This window comes from Kribbella albertanoniae, from assembly GCF_004348455.1.
In the GTDB taxonomy this organism is placed as follows: Bacteria; Actinomycetota; Actinomycetes; order Propionibacteriales; family Kribbellaceae; genus Kribbella; species Kribbella albertanoniae.
Genome location: NZ_SMKA01000211.1, coordinates 1 through 16,965 on the forward strand (window position 1 = coordinate 1; position 16,965 = coordinate 16,965).

Sequence of the window (16,965 nt, forward strand, 5' to 3'; positions counted from 1 at the left end):
GGGGTTGCCGCACCGGACTCCGGGGACTCCTGGGAACCGGGGTCGCTCGGGGTGGTGGGGTTACTCATGCGAGGGCTCCTTGGTGCTGACGCGGGGTCGAGGCCGATGGTTGCACATCGGACAACCTGGTTCCGCAGCGTAGTCGTTCGATTCAAACGCGTAGTGCCCGCCTCCCCGGCCGGGGTGACGGGCACTACCGGTACGACGTCAGAGAGTGGCGACGACGCTGACCGCGTCGGTCTCTTCGGCGTTCCAGACGATCTCGCCGGTGATCCGGCCGGCCGCGCGCAGGTCGGGTTCGGCGCGCTCGGCCAGGGCCAGGCGGGCGGCGGGGCCGCTGACCTCGACCTTGCTGACCTCGGTCTTCATCGAGACCTGCGCCGCGGACTTCGCGCCACGGATCCCGGCGAGCACCTCGGAGACCGCGTCCAGAACCTCAGCCTCCTGCGGGGCAACCGCCAGATCGATGTCGGTCGGCCAGGCAGCCTTGTGGATCGAACCCTCCTGCCACCACGACCAGACCTCTTCGGTCGCAAACGGCAGGTACGGCGCGAGCAGCCGCAGCTGAACCGACAACGCGACCGCGAGCGCCGCCTTGGCCGAGGCCGCAGCAGCATCACCCTGACCGCCGTACGCGCGCTCCTTGACCAGCTCGACGTAGTCGTCGCAGAAGGTCCAGAAGAACCGCTCGCTCACCTCGAGCGCACCGGTGTAGTCGTACCGCTCGAAGGCCGCCGTCGCATCCGCGACAACGGTCCGCAACCGCTGCAGCATCGCCAGGTCGACCGGCTCGGTGACAGCGGTCGTGTCCACCGTGGTCGCCCCGAACGACAGGACGAACTTCGAAGCGTTCAGGACCTTGATCGCGAGCCGCCGACCGACCTTCATCTGCGACTCGTCGAACGGCGAGTCCATCCCCGGCCGGGCCATCGCCGCGCGCCAGCGAACCGCGTCGGTCCCGAACTTCTCCAGGATCTCCGACGGGATGACCGCGTTGCCCTTGGACTTCGACATCTTCTTGCGGTCCGGGTCGACAACGAACCCGGAGATCATCGAGCGCGCCCAGGGCAGCGTCCCGTTCTCGAAGTGGGCCCGGACGACGCGGGAGAACAGCCAGGTGCGGATGATCTCGTGCGCGTGCGTGTTCAGGTCCATCGGGAAGGTCCGCCGGAACAGGTCGTCGTCCCGCTCCCACCCGCACGCGATGTGCGGGGTGAGCGACGAGGTCGCCCAGGTGTCCATCACATCGGGATCGGCCTCGAACCCGCCCGGCTTGCCGCGCTGGGACTCGTCGAACCCGCGCGGTGCCTGAGAGGTTGGGTCGATCGGCAGCTCGGCCTCGGCAGGCATCAGCGGGTGGTCGTAGTCGACCTCACCGTCGGCGTCGATCGGATACCAGACCGGGAACGGGACACCGAAGAAGCGCTGCCGGGAGACCAGCCAGTCACCGTTCAGCCCGTCGACCCAGTTCATGTACCGGTGCTTCATGTGCTCCGGGACCCAGCCCAGCTCGTCGCCGCGCTCCAGGAACTCGGCCTTCAGATCCGCGCTGCGCCCGCCGTTGGTGATGTACCACTGCCGGGTGGAGACGATCTCGAGCGGCTTGTCGCCCTTCTCGAAGAAGTTCGCCATCCGCTCGGTCTTCTTCGGCTCGCCGTCCAGGTCGCCGCTCTCGCGCAGCTTGCCCACGATCAGCTCGCGCGCGGAGAACGTCGTCTTGCCCGCTAGCTCGCCGTACAGCTCCGAACCGGCGAGCCACTCCGGGGTCTCCCGCAGGATGCGTCCGTCCCGACCGATGACCGTGCGGACCGGCAGTTGCAGCTCACGCCACCAGGTGATGTCCGTCTGATCGCCGAACGTGCAGCACATCGCGATACCGGCGCCCTTGTCCATCTCGGCGGCCGGGTGCGCCAGGACCGGGATCTCGACGTCGAACAGCGGCGAGCGAACCGTCGTACCGAAAAGGTTCTTGTACCGCTCGTCGTCCGGGTGCGCGATCAGCGCGACACAGGCCGGCAGCAGTTCCGGTCGCGTCGTCTCGATGTAGACGGGCCCGTCGGCACCGTGGAACGAGATCCGGTGGTAGGCGCCCGGATACGGCCGGGGCTCCAGCTCGGCTTGGGCGACCGCAGTCTGGAAAGTGACGTCCCAGAGCGTCGGCGCCTCCGACAGGTAGGCCTCGCCGCGGGCGAAGTTGCGCAGGAAGGCGCGCTGCGACGTCCGCCGGGAGTCCTCGGAGATGGTCGTGTAGAGATACGACCAGTCGACGCTCAGCCCGACCTGGCGCCACATCGCCTCGAACGCCTGCTCGTCGATATGCGTGAGCTCACCGCACAGGTCGACGAAGTTCTGCCGCGAGATCGGGATCTGTTTCTTCGGATCCGGCTTCTCCGGCGGGGTGAAGTCCGGGTCGTAGGGCAGCGACGGGTCGCACTTGACGCCGTAGTAGTTCTGGACGCGGCGCTCGGTCGGCAGGCCGTTGTCGTCCCAGCCGATCGGGTAGAAGACCTTTTTGCCGCGCATCCGCTGGAAGCGCGCGATCAGGTCGGTGTGGGTGTAGCTGAAGATGTGCCCGACGTGCAGCGACCCCGAGACCGTCGGCGGCGGCGTGTCGATGGAGTAGACATCGGCGCGCTCCGCGGTCCGGTCGAAGGCGTAGGTCTGCTGCTCCTTCCATACGGCAGCCCACTTCTCCTCGAGGCCGTCGAGGCTGGGCTTGTCTGGAACGCGGGACGTCTGGCTCATGCCCACAATCCTAGTGGTTGTCAAGGGGTGCTCCGAACGCTTTATCCACAGCCTCACTAGACTGAAGCTCTGATGAGCGACCTCTCCTACGCCGAGGTATCGGCACGGCTCCAGGCCCGCTGGCCGGAGCAGAAGATCGACCCCACGCTGGAACGCGTGCAGCGGCTCGTCGAGTTGCTCGGCGACCCGCAGAAGTCGTACCCGGTCGTGCACCTGACCGGGACCAACGGCAAAACCTCCACCGCCCGGATGATCGACCAGCTGCTGCAGGAGGCCGGGCTGCGGACCGGGCGCTTCACCAGCCCGCACCTGGAGTCGGTCCGGGAGCGGATCACGCTGAACGGCGAGCCGATCAGCGAGGAGCGTTTCGTCGAGACGTACGCCGAGCTGGAGCCCTACCTGGACGTGGTCGACAGCGAGCAGGAGCACCCGCTCTCGTTCTTCGAGGTGATGACCGGGATGGCGTTCGCGGCCTTCGCCGACGCCCCGGTCGACGTCGCGGTCATCGAGGTCGGCCTCGGCGGGACATGGGACTCGACCAACGTCGCCGACGGGACGGTCTCCGTGATCACCCCGGTCGCGGTCGACCACGCGCACATCCTGGGTGCGGATCCGGTCACGATCGCCCGGGACAAGGCCGGCATCATCAAACAGTCCGGTACGGCGGTCGTGTCGCAGCAAAGCCTCGACGTACTCGAAGTGTTGATGGCCCGGGCCGCTCAGGTCGGCGCACCGATGATCCGCGAGGGAATCGAGTTCGGTGTCGTCAGCCGCTCGGTCGCCGTAGGCGGTCAGCTGATCTCGCTCAAGGGCATCGGCGGCGAGTACGACGACATCTACCTGCCGCTGCACGGTGAGTACCAGGCGCACAACGCGGCCACCGCGGTCGCGGCCGTCGAAGCGCTCTTCGGTGCCAGCGAGGAGGCCGAGGGTCGCGTCACCACGGAGCTGCTCCAGGCCGGGTTCGCCGAGGTCACCAGCCCCGGCCGGCTCGAGGTTGTCCGGACCAGCCCGACGATCCTCGTCGATGCCGCGCACAACCCGCACGGCGCGCAGGCGACCGTCGCGGCGGTGTCCGAGGCGTTTGCGTTCCAGCCGCTGATCGGCGTACTGGGATGTATGAAGGACAAGGACGTCTACGGCCTGCTCGAGGCCTACGAGCCGATCATGGAAACGGTCATCTGTACCCGGAACAGCTTCGTCGAGCGCTCGATGCCGGCCGAGGAGCTTGGTGAGCTCGCGGCCGAGATCTTCGGCGAGGAGCGGGTACTGGTCCGCCCGCACCTGATCGACGCGATCGACGACGCGATCCGGCTGGCCGAGGAAGGCGCGATCGCCATGGGCAGCGGCGGCGTCCTGGTCACCGGCTCGGTGATCACCGCCGGCGAAGCCCGCACCCTGCTGGTCCGCAAGCCCAAAGAGGCCGACCCGCTGCCCGGCTACTCCCAGGACGGTGACGGCGAATGAGGTCACTCGCGTCCATCGTCCTCGGCTTCGAGGCCCTGGTGCTCGCCCTCGTCACCCCGGTGATGATCTCGGTCGCCGACATCCGCCCGGCCGTCGCAGTCCCGGTCTGCCTGGGCCTCGCCGTACTGGCCGTCCTGTCCGCAGGCCTGCTCCGCAACCGGACCGGCTACATCCTCGGCTCCGCCGTCCAGGTCGGCGCCGTCGGCCTGGGCTTCGTCGTCCCCGTCATGTTCGTACTGGGCCTGGCCTTCGCGGCCTTCTGGGTAGCCGCCATCGTCCTCGGCCGCCGCATCGAAGAAGCCAAGAAGGCTCAGCAGGTAGGCTCTGCCGCCCCGACTACTTCTACGGAGAGTTGACAGATGTCGCAGCGCACCCTGGTCCTGCTGAAGCCCGACACGGTACGCCGCGGGCTGGTCGGCGAGGTTCTCGGCCGGTTCGAGGCCAAGGGGCTGTCGATCGTCGCGATGGAGTTCCGCACGATCGACGGTGAGACCGCCGACCAGCACTACGCCGAGCACGTCGAGCGTGACTTCTACCCGCCGCTTCGCGACTTCGTCACCAGCGGCCCCCTGGTCGCCCTGGTCCTCGAAGGCGACGAGGCCATCGAGGTGGTCCGCGCCCTGAACGGCGCCACCGACGGCCGCAAGGCCCTCCCCGGCACCATCCGCGGCGACCTCTCCCTCTCCAACCGCGAAAACCTCGTCCACGGCTCCGACTCCCCGGAATCCGCCGACCGCGAAATCAAAATCTGGTTCCCCGACCTGCCGTAGGGACCGACTGATGACCGCCGGCGCTGAAGAGATCGCCGCAGCTGTGGTGATCCACGACGGACGGGTGCTGTTGGTACGGCGCAGCGTCGCCGAGGGCACCCTGCGGTGGCAGTTCCCGGCGGGAAAGATTGAGGCCGGCGAGACGGCCGAAGCTGCCGCGGTTCGTGAGACGCGCGAAGAGGCCGGCGTCGAGGTGCGCGTCACGCGCACGCTGGGACAACGCGTGCATCCGCTGACCGGTCGGCGGATGCACTACGTCGAATGCACCCTGATGAGTGGAACCGCTCGGGTTGCTGATGCCGGCGAGGTCGACGCCGTCGCGTGGTGTGGGCGCACGGAGCTGGATGCGCTCGTTCCTGACGGTGTTTTCGATCTGGTTCAGTCTCGACTCGACGCTGCACTCGTTGAATAGTGGCTCCTGGTCAAGGGATTGACAGCGGCAAGCCGGCTGCTGACGGTTCCGTTTACGGCTCCCGGGACTTGGGAAGGCTGAGCTGTTCGACCGGTTACGTTGGTCGGCCGGGTGGGTTCGGTCGATCACGGGTTGCGGCGAGGCCGGGCGCTCCTCGGGGGAGCAGCTGGTGATTCCAGGGACTGCTTGCGGGTGCCTGCACCAGCAGCCAGACCTGTGCCGACGTCGGCGGCCTGTGGTCGATCGGCCTGCTCTGGCTGGACGATCTGCCTGCGGACGTACTCGGTTTCGTTGTTTGGGTGAGGGGACCGATACGATGCGTGCTGGGCAGGCGGGTCGTGTCGGTCCCCGGGTGGCGCTGGGTCCGCGCTTAGCCTGAGAATCGCAGGACCCGAGCAGGTGGAGGGCCCCCGAGATGGCGAACAGCATGCTCGGCCGCGACATGGCGGTCGACCTCGGAACGGCCAATACCCTCGTCTATGTACGAGGGCGTGGCGTCGTCCTGAACGAACCGTCCGTGGTCGCGACCCGGACCGACGAACCGCGGGAAGCGGTCGCGTTCGGTCACGAGGCGAAGAAGATGATCGGCCGGACCCCCGGCAACATCACCGCGATCCGGCCGCTCAAGGACGGTGTGATCGCCGACTTCGACGCGGCCGAGCAGATGCTGCGCTACTTCATCCAGCGCGTGCACCGCCGCCGGTACTTCGCCAAACCGCGGATCGTGGTCTGTGTACCGTCCGGCATCACCGCGGTCGAGCAGCGGGCCGTCCGTGACGCTGGGTACATGGCCGGCGCTCGCAAGGTCTACATCATCGAGGAGCCGATGGCCGCGGCCCTCGGCTCGAACCTCGAGGTCCGCGACGCCACCGGCAACATGGTGGTCGACATCGGCGGCGGTACGACGGAGGTCGCGGTCATCTCGTTCGGCGGCATCGTCACCAGCCAGTCGATCCGGGTGGCCGGTGACGCCATCGACAAGGCGGTCGTGAACTACTGCAAGAAGGAGTACTCGCTGCTGCTCGGCGAGGCGACCTCGGAGCAGATCAAGATGACCATCGGGTCGGCGTTCCCGACCACCGACGGACCGGACAGCGAGATCCGCGGCCGGGACATGATCTCCGGGCTGCCGCGCACCGTGAAGGTCTCCTCGGCGAACATCCGGCAGGCGATCGAGGAGCCGATCACCGCGATCGTCGACGCGGTCAAGGCCACCCTGGACAAGACCCCGCCGGAGTTGGCCGGTGACATCGTCGACCGCGGCATCGTGCTGACCGGCGGCGGAGCCCTGCTCAAGGGGATGGACGAGCGGCTCCGGCACGAGACCGGGATCCCGATCCATGTCGCGGACAATCCGCTGGACGCGGTCGTCCTCGGGGCCGGCAAGTGTGTCGACAACATCGAGACGCTGAACCGGATTCTCGTCACCGACAACCGGCGCTGACCATGCTCAAAGACCTCGGCACCCCCGCGCGAGGCCTGGTCCGGGCGGCCGGGGTACCGCGGGAGGTCCGGCGCCGCCGGACGATTCTGGTCCTGATCATCCTGGCCTGTTTCACGCTCATCGTGCTCGACGCCCGCCGCTCGGCCGGTTCGCCGGTGGAGCCGCTGCGGGCCGGCGCCGCAGCCGTCTTCGGCCCGCTGGAGTCGACCGCGAGCTCGGCCCGGAAGCCTGTGGACAACCTCCGGGACCGCTTCGCGGAAACGGATAAGTTGAAGGCAGAGAATGAAAAACTGCACAGCGAGAACGACAAGCTCCGCCAGGAGCTGAACACCACCGACTACGCGCGCAGCCGGGCGGGCGAGCTGGACGGCTTGCTCCGGCTCGCACCGAAGTTCACCATGACGCCGGCCCGGGTGATTGGGATCGGCAGCCTGCAGAGCTTCAACCACACCGTCACCATCGATGCTGGTACGGCGGATGGCGTCCGTGCCGACATGACCGTGATCAACGGCAGCGGTCTGGTCGGCCGGGTGGTGCGGACCACCGAGGCGACCGCGACCGTGCTGCTGATCGGCGACCGTAACTCCACGGTCGGTGGACGGTTGAACTCGACACTGGCACTGGGATTCGTCTCGGGCCGCGGCGAGCTGGCCGGGACCCTGGACTACAAGCTGGTCGACCTGAAGGCCAAGCCCCGGGTCGGGGACCGGATTGTCACCTGGGGTTCCAGCGGCAACGCGCCGTACGTGCCTGGTGTCCCGATCGGCGTCGTCACTTCGGTGTCGGCGACGGCGGGTGGGCTCGGCACCACCGCAACGATCAAGCCGTACGTCGATCCCACCCGGATCGACACCGTGGGTGTGGTGACCGGTCCGCCGGCTCGCCCCGCCCGACCACAACTGAAACCGACAACAACAGCAGGCAGTGCTCGCTAGAGGAAGGGAGAGCTGACGTGATTGCACTAAGAGTCGGGTTGGCCGCCTTGCTGCTGATGCTGGCGGTCACCATCCAGACGTCCGTGCTGACGAATATCGCGGTCGCCGGAGTCACGTGTGATCTGGTGCTGATCGTGGTGATCGCGCTGGCGTTGTCGCGCGGTCCGGAGTGGGGTGCGATTGCCGGGTTCGTGGGCGGGTTGCTGCTCGACATCGTGCCGCCCGCTGACCACACCGCCGGTCGCTGGGCGCTCGCGCTGGCAATCGCGGGCTACGTGGCCGGTCTGATCCGGCGGGAAACCTCAGCCGGTCCGGTCGGGCCGCTGGGCGTCGCCCTGACCGTGGTCTTCGGTGCTGGGCTGTCGCTGCTGATCTACTCGGCCACGGGTGCGTTGCTGCACGATCCCTCGGTCGACTGGGGGCAGTTCGGTGTCCGGATCGGGATCGCGGCCGGTTACGACGTGGTCGGTGCGATCGTCGTCATTCCGCTGGTGATGTGGCTGATGTCGCGCTTCACCGCGACCCGTGAGCGCCGGGTGATGACTCGTGAGTTTTGATTTCTTCGAGACGCCGCTGAAGGCACGGCTGCGGTTGTTCGTGATCGGCGTGCTCGTCTTCTCCTTGTTCTGCACGCTGTTCGCCCGGCTCTGGTACATGCAGGTGATGTCCAGCGCCGACTACAGCCAGGCCGCCACGCAGAACCACACCCGCCAGGTGCTCGTGCCCGCCCCGCGCGGCGTCATCGTGGATGCGAAGGGCCGGACGCTGGTCGGCAACCGGGTGTCGCTGGTGATCACCGTCGACCGCTCGGTGCTGGCCAAGCTGCCGGACCAGCAGCAGACCCAGGTGATCGCCCGGCTGGCCAAGGTGCTCGGTCAGACTCCGAAGGAGCTCAAGGACCGCACCATGCTCTGCGGTGAGCCCGGGGCGTCGAAACCACCACGCTGCTGGAACGGGACGCCGTACCAGCCGATCCCGGTCGCCAAGGACGTCAGCGAGCAGGTCGCGATCGAGGTGATGGAGCGTCGCGAGGACTTCCCGGGGGTCGGGGCCGATTCGCAGACCCTGCGCGCGTACCCGGCGCCGTACAAAGTGAACGCGGCCCACATCCTCGGCTACCTGTCGCCGATCACCACCGACGAGCTGGAGAAGATCGACAAGTCCGGCCAGGACTCGGTCCCGCACCGCTCGGATCTGGTCGGCCGCGCAGGCGTCGAGCGCACGTACGACGCGATGCTGCGCGGTGCTCCCGGTGTGAAGGACGTGATCGTCGACGCGGTCGGGTACACGACCGGTGTCGAGAAGCAGACCGCGCCGACCCCGGGCGCGACCATCGTCAGCTCGATCGACGCGCGGATCCAGGCCTCGGTCGAGGCGCAGTTGCGGGGCGCGCTGCTGACTGCGCGCAAGCAGTACGACAAGATCACCAAACGCAACTACGTCGCCGATTCCGGTGCCGCGGTCGTGATGGACACCAAGACCGGCCGGATCGTCGCGATGGCCAGCTACCCCAACTACGACCCGGGTGTCTGGGTCGGCGGGATCAGTCAGCGTGAGCTCGACGCGCTGTACTCGCCCAAGTCCGGTACGCCGCTGGTCTCGCGGGCGCTGCAGGGCCAGCTCGCGCCCGGTTCGACGTTCAAGCCGATCACCACTGCGGCCGCGCTGGGGGCTGGGTACAGCACCAAGACCCGGCTGGACTGCTCGTCGTTCCTCGAGGTCGGTGACCGCCGCTTCAAGAACTACGAGTCCGCCTCCTACGGGATGATCGGCTTCGATCGCGCGCTGTCGATCTCCTGCGACACCTTCTTCTACCGGATCGCCTACGCCCTGTGGCTCAAGGAGGGCGGCAACTCCGGCGACATCAACGCGCGCGACCCGCTGGTCGAGATGGCCAAGAGGTTCGGCCTCGGCACCCCGACCGGGATCGATCTGCCCGGTGAGGTGAGCGGCCGGATCGCGGACCGCAAGTGGAAGAAGGAGTACTACGACTCGCAGAAGGACTACTACTGCAAGCTCGCCGACAACCCGCCGGCCGGGACATCGGCGTTCCTGAGGCAGTTCTCCCGCGAGTTCTGCGTCGACGGCTACCGGTACCGCGCGGGTGACGCGGTGAACTTCTCGATCGGTCAGGGCGACACCACGATCACGCCGCTGCAGCTGGCGGTCGTCTATTCCGCCCTGGCGAACGGCGGCACCCTGTACGAGCCGCGCGTCGTCCAGTCGTGGAAGGGTGCCAACGGCAAGAACCACATCATCAAGCCGTCCGTGAAGGCCAAGCTCCCGGTCTCGGCGAACAACTTGCGCTATATCGACAAGGGCCTCAAAGAGACTGCCCGCAGCGGTACAGCGGCCTGGAAGTTCGCCGGCTTCCCGCTCGACACGATCCCGATCCGGGCGAAGACCGGGACCGCCGAGGTCTACGGCAAACAGACCACCTCGTGGATGGCGTCGTACACGGATCGCTATGCCGTGGTGATGATGCTGAGCCAGGCCGGTACCGGTTCGGGGGCCGGTGGTGAAGCGGTCCGGAAGATCTACGAGACGCTGTACGACATCAAACCGGCGCCGCCGGCCACCAAGCCGAAGCAGCCGCAGTGATGGCGACGCTGGCCCCGATCCGGACCAGGCCGCGCGCCGACCGGCGATCGACCGTCTGGCAGCTGGACTGGATCCTCGTGCTGGGCGTGGTCGCGCTGTCGTCGATCGGCGCGCTGCTGATCTGGTCCGCGACCCACAACCGCGAGTCGCTGACCGAAGGCAACCCGCACTTCTTCCTGCTCCGGCAAGCGATGAACTTTGCCATCGGCCTGATCCTCGCGATCGGCGCCGCGGTCACTGATCCGCGTCGGCTCCGGCTGCTCGCCCCGGTCCTGTACGCCGCCGCGATCGTCGGACTGATCCTGGTCCTGGTGCCGGGGATCGGCGCGGTCATCAATGGATCCCGGTCCTGGATCCAGCTGCCCTGGATGTCGATCCAGCCCAGCGAGTTCGCCAAGCTCGCGGTGATCGTTGGGATGTCGCTGCTGATCGCGGAGAAGGGTGAGACGGACCGGAACGCGACAGCCCGGACCGTCGACATCGTGCAGGCCATCGCGGTCGCCGCGATCCCGGTGCTGCTGGTGATGCTGCAGCCCGACCTGGGCACGGTGATGGTGCTCGGCTCGATCGTGTTCGGGATCATCGCGGTCTCCGGCGTCCCGAAGCGCTGGATGCTCGGCCTGGTCACGGCCGGCGTGGTGCTCGCGGCGCTGGCGATCAAGCTGCAGATCCTGAAGACCTATCAGCTCGATCGCTTCACCTCGTTCGCGAATCCCGAGGGCGACCTGCAAGGCACCGGCTACAACGTGAACCAGGCCCGGATCGCGATCGGCAACGGCGGGGTGTTCGGCCAAGGCCTGTTCCACGGTGGCCAGACGCAGAACGCGTTCGTCCCCGAGCAGCACACCGACTTCGTCTTCACCGTGGCCGGTGAGGAGCTCGGCCTGATCGGTGCCGGCGCGATCATCGTGCTGTTCGCGCTGATCCTGTTCCGCGGGTTGCGGATCGCGATCAACGCCCGCGACGCCTTCGGCCGGCTGGTGGCCACCGGAGTGGTGTGCTGGTTCGCCTTCCAGGCCTTCGAGAACATCGGCATGACGCTCGGAATCATGCCGGTCACCGGGCTGCCGCTGCCGTTCGTCTCCTACGGTGGTTCGTCGATGTTCGCCGGTCTGCTCGCGGTCGGGCTGCTGCAGAACATCCACCTGCGTTCGCACAGTTTCTGATCCGGTACGCTGCTGCCTTGCTCGGCCGCCCTCTGGACACATTGTCCAGATAGCGGTGACTCCGCCACCGAGGAATTCCATGACCAGGTTCGTGTCGTCCTCCCTTGCACTCGCCGCTGCCCTCACCTTCACGCTGACCGCGTGTGGTGGGGGCGATGACAAGAGCTCCGCCCCGCCGACCCCGGCACCGTCGGTCCCTTCGACGCCGACTTCCACTCCGCCCGAGCCGGTCAGCGCGACGACCGATCCGGCGACCGGCCTGGTCATGCGTTCCGAGGCGGACCTGACCAAGGCGCTGCTCGAACTGTCCGACCTGCCGGAAGGTTTCACCCGCGAGGCCGAGGAACCAGATGACGGTTCGAAGCCGTTCTGGACCTCGAGCAGCCGGTGCAAGCCCTTGGTCAAGTACCTGAACGCCACCGAGGCGCCGGGCGCGAAGGCAACCGTCAGCCGCTCGTTCTCGGGCGGTCAGGAAGGGCCTTACATCGACTTCGGCTTCGACGCCCTGGGCTCAGTGGCGAAGGTCGCGAGCCTGCGAGAGAAGTACGCCGACGCGGTCTCGTCCTGCACGCGGGTCAGCATGCGCGCCGAGGGCGATAGCAGTACGACCATGCAGGTCGACGAGCTCACCGCCCCGAAGTACGGCACCGAGCCGTTCGCGTTCCGGCTGATGGGAGTCAGCGGTCCCAAGCGGGGTCTCGAGTTCACCGGCCTCATCACCGGCGTGAACGACGTGATGCTGTCGGTCAGCGTGCTGGCCGGAGATGAAGCCGTGCTGGAGGCTGCTGCCGAGGCGGCCGCGACCAGGGCCCAGGCGGTGCTCAAACCGGCCACGTGACCGAGGTCACCGGCCCCGTCGTCACGCCGTACCGGGTCTATCTGTCAAACAGGTATGGAACAACGCAGCGACATGATGAAAGCGGCGCCGGCCGGTGTGAAGGCCGTGTACGGCGTCGAGGCCTACGTACAGAGCGTTCTGGACCACACGCTGCTGCACCTGATCAAGGTGCGCGCGTCGTTGATCAACGGGTGTGGTTTCTGCATCGACATGCACACCAAGGAAGCAGTCAAACAAGGCGAAACCACCCAGCGGCTGTTCGGGCTGGCGGCCTGGCAAGAGGTCTCGTTCTACGACGAGACCGAGCGGGCCGCGCTCGCCCTGACCGACGCGGTCACCAAGCTCGGTGAGCACGGTGTCCCCGACGACGTCTGGGACGACGCGGTCAAGCACTTCGGTGAAGAGGGCACGGTGAACGTGGTCCTCGCCATCGGCACCATCAACCTCTGGAACCGCCTCGCGATCAGCACCAAGGCCCAGCCCCCGACCGCGTAGCCCTCGATCGAGCAGTCGTTGCAACAAGCTGCAGTTTTGTCCGTCGCGTGATCCGGCGGCCCAGGACGAACCCGAAGCGGGATAGGCTGGCGCCGCCGCCTCGATCGACATGCCGCCCCGCTGTCTGCAGGCGGTTTGTTGCGTGATCGAGTGAGGGGAAAGAGCTGTGAGGCGACGTACGCGGGCGACCAGCAAGAACATGCTGGGGGCACTGCTGCGATTCCTGGCCGACATGGATGTTCGGGTCCGGAAGGTGCAATAAAGAAACTGCAATGACAATCTGCCGGTGAATACTGGGTCGCATGCGACTCAACTATGTAGAGACAGGTCCCGCGGAAGCACCTGTGGTGCTGATGGGCTCGTCACTCGGTGCGGCGCACACGATGTGGGCGCCGCAACTCGAGTCCTTGTCCGCGCGGTTCCGGGTGATCGCGTTCGACCACCGGGGACACGGCGGTTCCGAGGCGCCCAACGGTCCGTACACGATCGACGAGCTCGGCGGCGACGTGGTCGAGCTGCTGGACACGTTGGCGATCGAGCAGGCGTCGTACGTCGGCATCTCGCTCGGCGGCGCCATCGGCCTCTGGCTGGCGCAGAACGCGCCTGAACGCTTCCACCGATTCGCCCTGTTCTGCCCGCCGTCCAACCTGGCAGCGAACCCGCAGCCCTGGCTGGACCGCGCCGCCCAGGTGCGGGCCGAGGGCACCCAGGCGATCACTGAGGCGACGCTCCGCCGCTGGTTCCTCCCGGAGTTCACCGACACCGACCCGGTCCGGGAGATGCTCCTCAGTACGTCAGACGAGGGATACGCCGCCTGCTGCGAAGCGCTCGCCCACACCAACCTGGTCCCACGGCTCGGCGAGATCAGCGCCCCGGTCCTCCTCGTCACCACCGACTCCGACACCTCCGTCCCGCCGGAAACCGTCGTACCGCTGGCTGGTCAGATCCCCGGCGCCCACCTCGAAATCATCGAGAACGCCGCCCACCTGGTCACCTACTCCCACCCCGACATCGTCAACCCGCTCCTGCTGACTCATCTCAGCTAGCGTTGGACAGGTGAACGATCACCCCGCCCCAGGCCGCCGCGGCAGCCTGCCTGGCCTCGCACTGGCGACCGGTCTACTGGCCTTCCTCATCGCCGACGGCCGCTCGGCCGACGGCTCCAGCAGCTCACCCCCCAGCCCTGGCGGCGATCTCCCCGGCAGCCCGGGCGCGGTGGCTGCGTTCTTCGTCGCGGCCGGCGCAGTGATCGTGCTCTTCGTCCTGCTGGTCGCCGGATCTGCCCTGCACGACCGCGTCATCCGTCTCGCCGGGGTGATATCAGCGCGGGACTCTGTGGTGCCGAAGCAGCCAACGCGGCGGTGGCGTCGGCGAAACCACTTCTTCGTCCGGGCCGTTGACGAGTTCCTGGAGGCGACCGATCGGTTGGGGCCCGACGAGCAGCAGTTCATCGAGTATCAACTGTCCGCGCTGGTGACTGCTGACGAGGAGACCAGGTTCCGCATCCTGTCCAGCCTGTTGACGGCCCATGACGGACAGCTGATCTATTTCGCGGTCAGGCAACTCGAGAGGGAGATGCGCCCTCCCGGCAAAGGGCAGTTGGCGTACCTGGCGGCCGCCGTACAGGCCCGGCAGGCACTGCGGTGATCGACGACCTGGGGAAGTTGCTGGACCGGGTCTCCGCGCCTGCTGATCTTGCGGTGATCCTGCTGATCGGCCCGCTCGGCTTCGGACTTGATGCCGGGCTGGATGTGATCGGGTTCCTGCCGCCGAGCTATGTGGCGTTGGGCGCCGCGTGCCTCGGGCTCGGGGTGAAGAAGGTGGTCGACATCAGACTGGCCGCGCGGGGTGAGCGCAAGGCGCTCCAGGGCTCCCAGGAGGATCTGCTGAGACGGTCCGAGGCGTTCATGAGCAGGCTGTACGACGAGCATGCGCCGACCGGGCTGACCGACCGGATGGCCAAGGAACGAGGGTTGCACCGGAGCGGGATCACGACCGACGCACAGTTGGAGGCTGCGCTCGGGGAGTGCCTGGCCGAGTACCGGGTGTGGATGCGGACGGCCGTCGATTCCGGGGTAGAGCGGTCGCGGGGCTAATCTGGTAGGTGCTTTGTCCTCGACCGGAAGTGCCTGATGACTGTCGAATCGCTGTTCCCGCGCCTGGAGGCGCTGCTGCCGAGTGTGCAGAAGCCGATCCAGTACGTCGGAGGTGAGCTCAACTCGGTCAGTAAGGACTGGGATACCGCGAGTGTGCGCTGGGCGCTGATGTACCCGGACGCGTACGAGGTCGGACTGCCCAACCAGGGCGTTCAGATCCTGTACGAAGTGCTCAACGAGCGGGAGCACCTGCTGGCCGAGCGGACGTATTCGGTCTGGCCGGACATGGAGGCGGTGATGCGGGAGCACCAGATCCCGCAGTTCACGCTGGACAGCCACCGGCCGGTGCGGGCGTTCGACGTCTTCGGGCTGTCGTTCTCGACCGAGCTCGGGTACACGAACATGCTGACCGCGCTCGACCTGGCCGGCATCCCGCTGTACGCCGTGGACCGGACCGACGAGGACCCGATCGTGCTCGCCGGTGGGCACGCGGCGTTCAACCCGGAGCCGATCGCGGACTTCATCGACGCGGCGGTGCTCGGTGACGGCGAGGAGATCGTGCTGGCCATCTCCGAGGTGATCCGGGAGTGGAAGGACGAGGGCAGCCCGGGTGGGCGTGACGAGGTGCTGCTGCGGCTGGCGAAGTCCGGCGGCGTCTACATCCCGAAGTTCTTCAGCGTCGACTACCTGCCCGACGGGCGGATCCAGCGCGTCGTACCGAACCGGACCGGCGTACCGTTCCGGACGGCGAAGCACACGGTGATGGACCTGGATGCCTGGCCGTATCCGAAGAAGCCGCTGGTGCCGCTCGCCGAGACCGTGCACGAGCGGTTCTCGGTGGAGATCTTCCGCGGCTGCACGCGCGGCTGCCGGTTCTGCCAGGCCGGGATGATCACGCGGCCGGTGCGGGAGCGCAGTATCACCACGATCGGTGACATGGTCGAGAACGGTCTGAAGAAGACCGGTTTCGAGGAGGTCGGGCTGCTCAGCCTCTCCTCGGCCGACCACAGCGAGATCGCCGACGTGGCCAAGGGCCTTGGCGACCGGTACGAAGGCAGCAACGTGTCGCTGTCGTTGCCCTCGACAAGGGTCGACGCCTTCAACATCACGCTGGCCAACGAGTTCTCCCGCAACGGCCGGCGCAGCGGTCTGACCTTCGCCCCCGAAGGCGGCTCGGACCGGCTGCGCAAGGTGATCAACAAGATGGTCTCCGAGGAGGACCTGATCCGCACGGTCGCGGCGGCGTACAGCCACGGCTGGCGGCAGGTGAAGCTGTACTTCATGTGCGGCCTGCCGACCGAGACCGACGAGGACGTGCTCGCGATCGCCGACCTGGCCAAGCGGGTGATCGCGACCGGGCGCGAGGTGTCCGGGCGTAACGACGTACGGTGCACAGTGTCGATCGGTGGTTTCGTGCCGAAGCCGCACACGCCGTTCCAGTGGGCCTCGCAGCTCGGCGTCGAGGAGACCGACGCCCGGCTGGCGAAGCTGAACGCGGCGATCCGCTCCGACAAGAAGTACGCGAAGGCGATCGGTTTCCGCTACCACGACGGCAAGCCCGGCATCATCGAAGGCCTGCTGTCGCGCGGTGACCGCCGCGTCGGCCGGATCATCGAAGAGGTCTGGCGCGACGGCGGCCGGTTCGACGGCTGGAGCGAGCACTTCTCGTACGAGCGCTGGATCAGCAGCACCGAGAAGGCGCTCGCCGACGAGCCGGTCGACCTGGCCTGGTACACGACCCGCGAGCGCGAGTACGCCGAAGTCCTGCCCTGGGATCACCTGGATTCGGGCCTGGACCGCGACTGGCTCTGGGAGGACTGGCAGGACGCCCTCGACGAAGACGGCGCCATCGAGGTCGAAGACTGCCGCTGGACCCCCTGCTTCGACTGCGGCGTCTGCCCCCAGATGAACACCGAGATCCAAATAGGCCCCACCGGCAAAAAACTCCTCCCCCTCTCGGTCGTCTAACCGAGACCGGTCAGGGCGGATACCGTCC

The 16,965-nt window shown here is 67.4% G+C and carries 16 protein-coding genes; 15 read left to right on the forward strand and 1 reads right to left on the reverse strand.

Annotated features, from left to right (window positions below; genetic code table 11):
* Positions 1-207: 207 nt before the first annotated feature.
* Positions 208-2,745 (reverse strand): valine--tRNA ligase, encoded by a 2,538-nt coding sequence (gene valS / locus E1261_RS32735; RefSeq protein WP_132413467.1) that lies wholly within the window; start codon positions 2,743-2,745, stop codon positions 208-210.
* 72 nt (positions 2,746-2,817) lie between these two features.
* Between valS and E1261_RS32740 the strand changes: the two genes are divergently transcribed.
* From E1261_RS32740 to E1261_RS32810, 15 genes are all read left to right on the forward strand, one after another.
* Positions 2,818-4,212, forward strand: coding sequence for a bifunctional folylpolyglutamate synthase/dihydrofolate synthase (locus E1261_RS32740; RefSeq protein ID WP_132413469.1), 1,395 nt, complete (start codon positions 2,818-2,820; stop codon positions 4,210-4,212).
* Entirely contained in the window at positions 4,209-4,568 is a 360-nt protein-coding gene (locus E1261_RS32745) for a DUF4233 domain-containing protein (RefSeq protein WP_132413471.1), read from the forward strand. Before E1261_RS32740 ends, E1261_RS32745 begins: the two co-directional genes overlap by 4 nt.
* Before the next feature lie 3 nt (positions 4,569-4,571).
* The gene (gene ndk / locus E1261_RS32750; RefSeq protein WP_132413473.1) at positions 4,572-4,982 is read left to right on the forward strand and encodes a nucleoside-diphosphate kinase; all 411 of its coding nucleotides are present in this window, start codon (positions 4,572-4,574) and stop codon (positions 4,980-4,982) included.
* Between the two features lie 10 nt (positions 4,983-4,992).
* Entirely contained in the window at positions 4,993-5,394 is a 402-nt protein-coding gene (locus E1261_RS32755; RefSeq protein ID WP_132413475.1) for an NUDIX hydrolase, read from the forward strand.
* Positions 5,395-5,809: 415 nt separating this feature from the next.
* Positions 5,810-6,838, forward strand: coding sequence for a rod shape-determining protein (gene mreB / locus E1261_RS32760; RefSeq protein ID WP_132413477.1), 1,029 nt, complete (start codon positions 5,810-5,812; stop codon positions 6,836-6,838).
* Between the two features lie 2 nt (positions 6,839-6,840).
* Positions 6,841-7,773 carry a rod shape-determining protein MreC gene (mreC, locus tag E1261_RS32765; RefSeq protein ID WP_132413479.1) on the forward strand — a complete coding sequence of 311 codons (933 nt, stop codon included), beginning with the start codon at positions 6,841-6,843 and terminating at the stop codon, positions 7,771-7,773.
* 17 nt (positions 7,774-7,790) lie between these two features.
* Positions 7,791-8,330: a rod shape-determining protein MreD gene (gene mreD / locus E1261_RS32770; protein WP_132413481.1), complete on the forward strand. Its 540-nt coding sequence runs from the start codon at positions 7,791-7,793 to the stop codon at positions 8,328-8,330.
* Positions 8,320-10,374: a penicillin-binding protein 2 gene (gene mrdA / locus E1261_RS32775; RefSeq protein WP_132413483.1), complete on the forward strand. Its 2,055-nt coding sequence runs from the start codon at positions 8,320-8,322 to the stop codon at positions 10,372-10,374. Before mreD ends, mrdA begins: the two co-directional genes overlap by 11 nt.
* Complete coding sequence (gene rodA / locus E1261_RS32780) at positions 10,374-11,540, forward strand: rod shape-determining protein RodA (RefSeq protein ID WP_132413485.1); 1,167 nt, start codon at positions 10,374-10,376, stop codon at positions 11,538-11,540. Before mrdA ends, rodA begins: the two co-directional genes overlap by 1 nt.
* A gap of 79 nt (positions 11,541-11,619) precedes the next feature.
* Positions 11,620-12,378 carry a hypothetical protein gene (locus E1261_RS32785; protein ID WP_132413487.1) on the forward strand — a complete coding sequence of 253 codons (759 nt, stop codon included), beginning with the start codon at positions 11,620-11,622 and terminating at the stop codon, positions 12,376-12,378.
* A gap of 54 nt (positions 12,379-12,432) precedes the next feature.
* Complete coding sequence (locus tag E1261_RS32790; protein ID WP_202875228.1) at positions 12,433-12,873, forward strand: carboxymuconolactone decarboxylase family protein; 441 nt, start codon at positions 12,433-12,435, stop codon at positions 12,871-12,873.
* Between the two features lie 302 nt (positions 12,874-13,175).
* Positions 13,176-13,919 (forward strand): alpha/beta fold hydrolase, encoded by a 744-nt coding sequence (locus tag E1261_RS32795; protein ID WP_132413489.1) that lies wholly within the window; start codon positions 13,176-13,178, stop codon positions 13,917-13,919.
* Between the two features lie 10 nt (positions 13,920-13,929).
* On the forward strand, positions 13,930-14,520 hold the full coding sequence (locus E1261_RS32800) for a hypothetical protein (RefSeq protein WP_132413491.1): 591 nt from the start codon (positions 13,930-13,932) through the stop codon (positions 14,518-14,520).
* Complete coding sequence (locus E1261_RS32805) at positions 14,517-14,969, forward strand: hypothetical protein (RefSeq protein WP_132413493.1); 453 nt, start codon at positions 14,517-14,519, stop codon at positions 14,967-14,969. The genes E1261_RS32800 and E1261_RS32805 overlap by 4 nt, the downstream gene beginning before the upstream one ends.
* 36 nt (positions 14,970-15,005) lie before the next feature.
* Positions 15,006-16,937 (forward strand): TIGR03960 family B12-binding radical SAM protein, encoded by a 1,932-nt coding sequence (locus tag E1261_RS32810; protein WP_132413495.1) that lies wholly within the window; start codon positions 15,006-15,008, stop codon positions 16,935-16,937.
* The last annotated feature ends 28 nt before the right edge of the window (positions 16,938-16,965 follow it).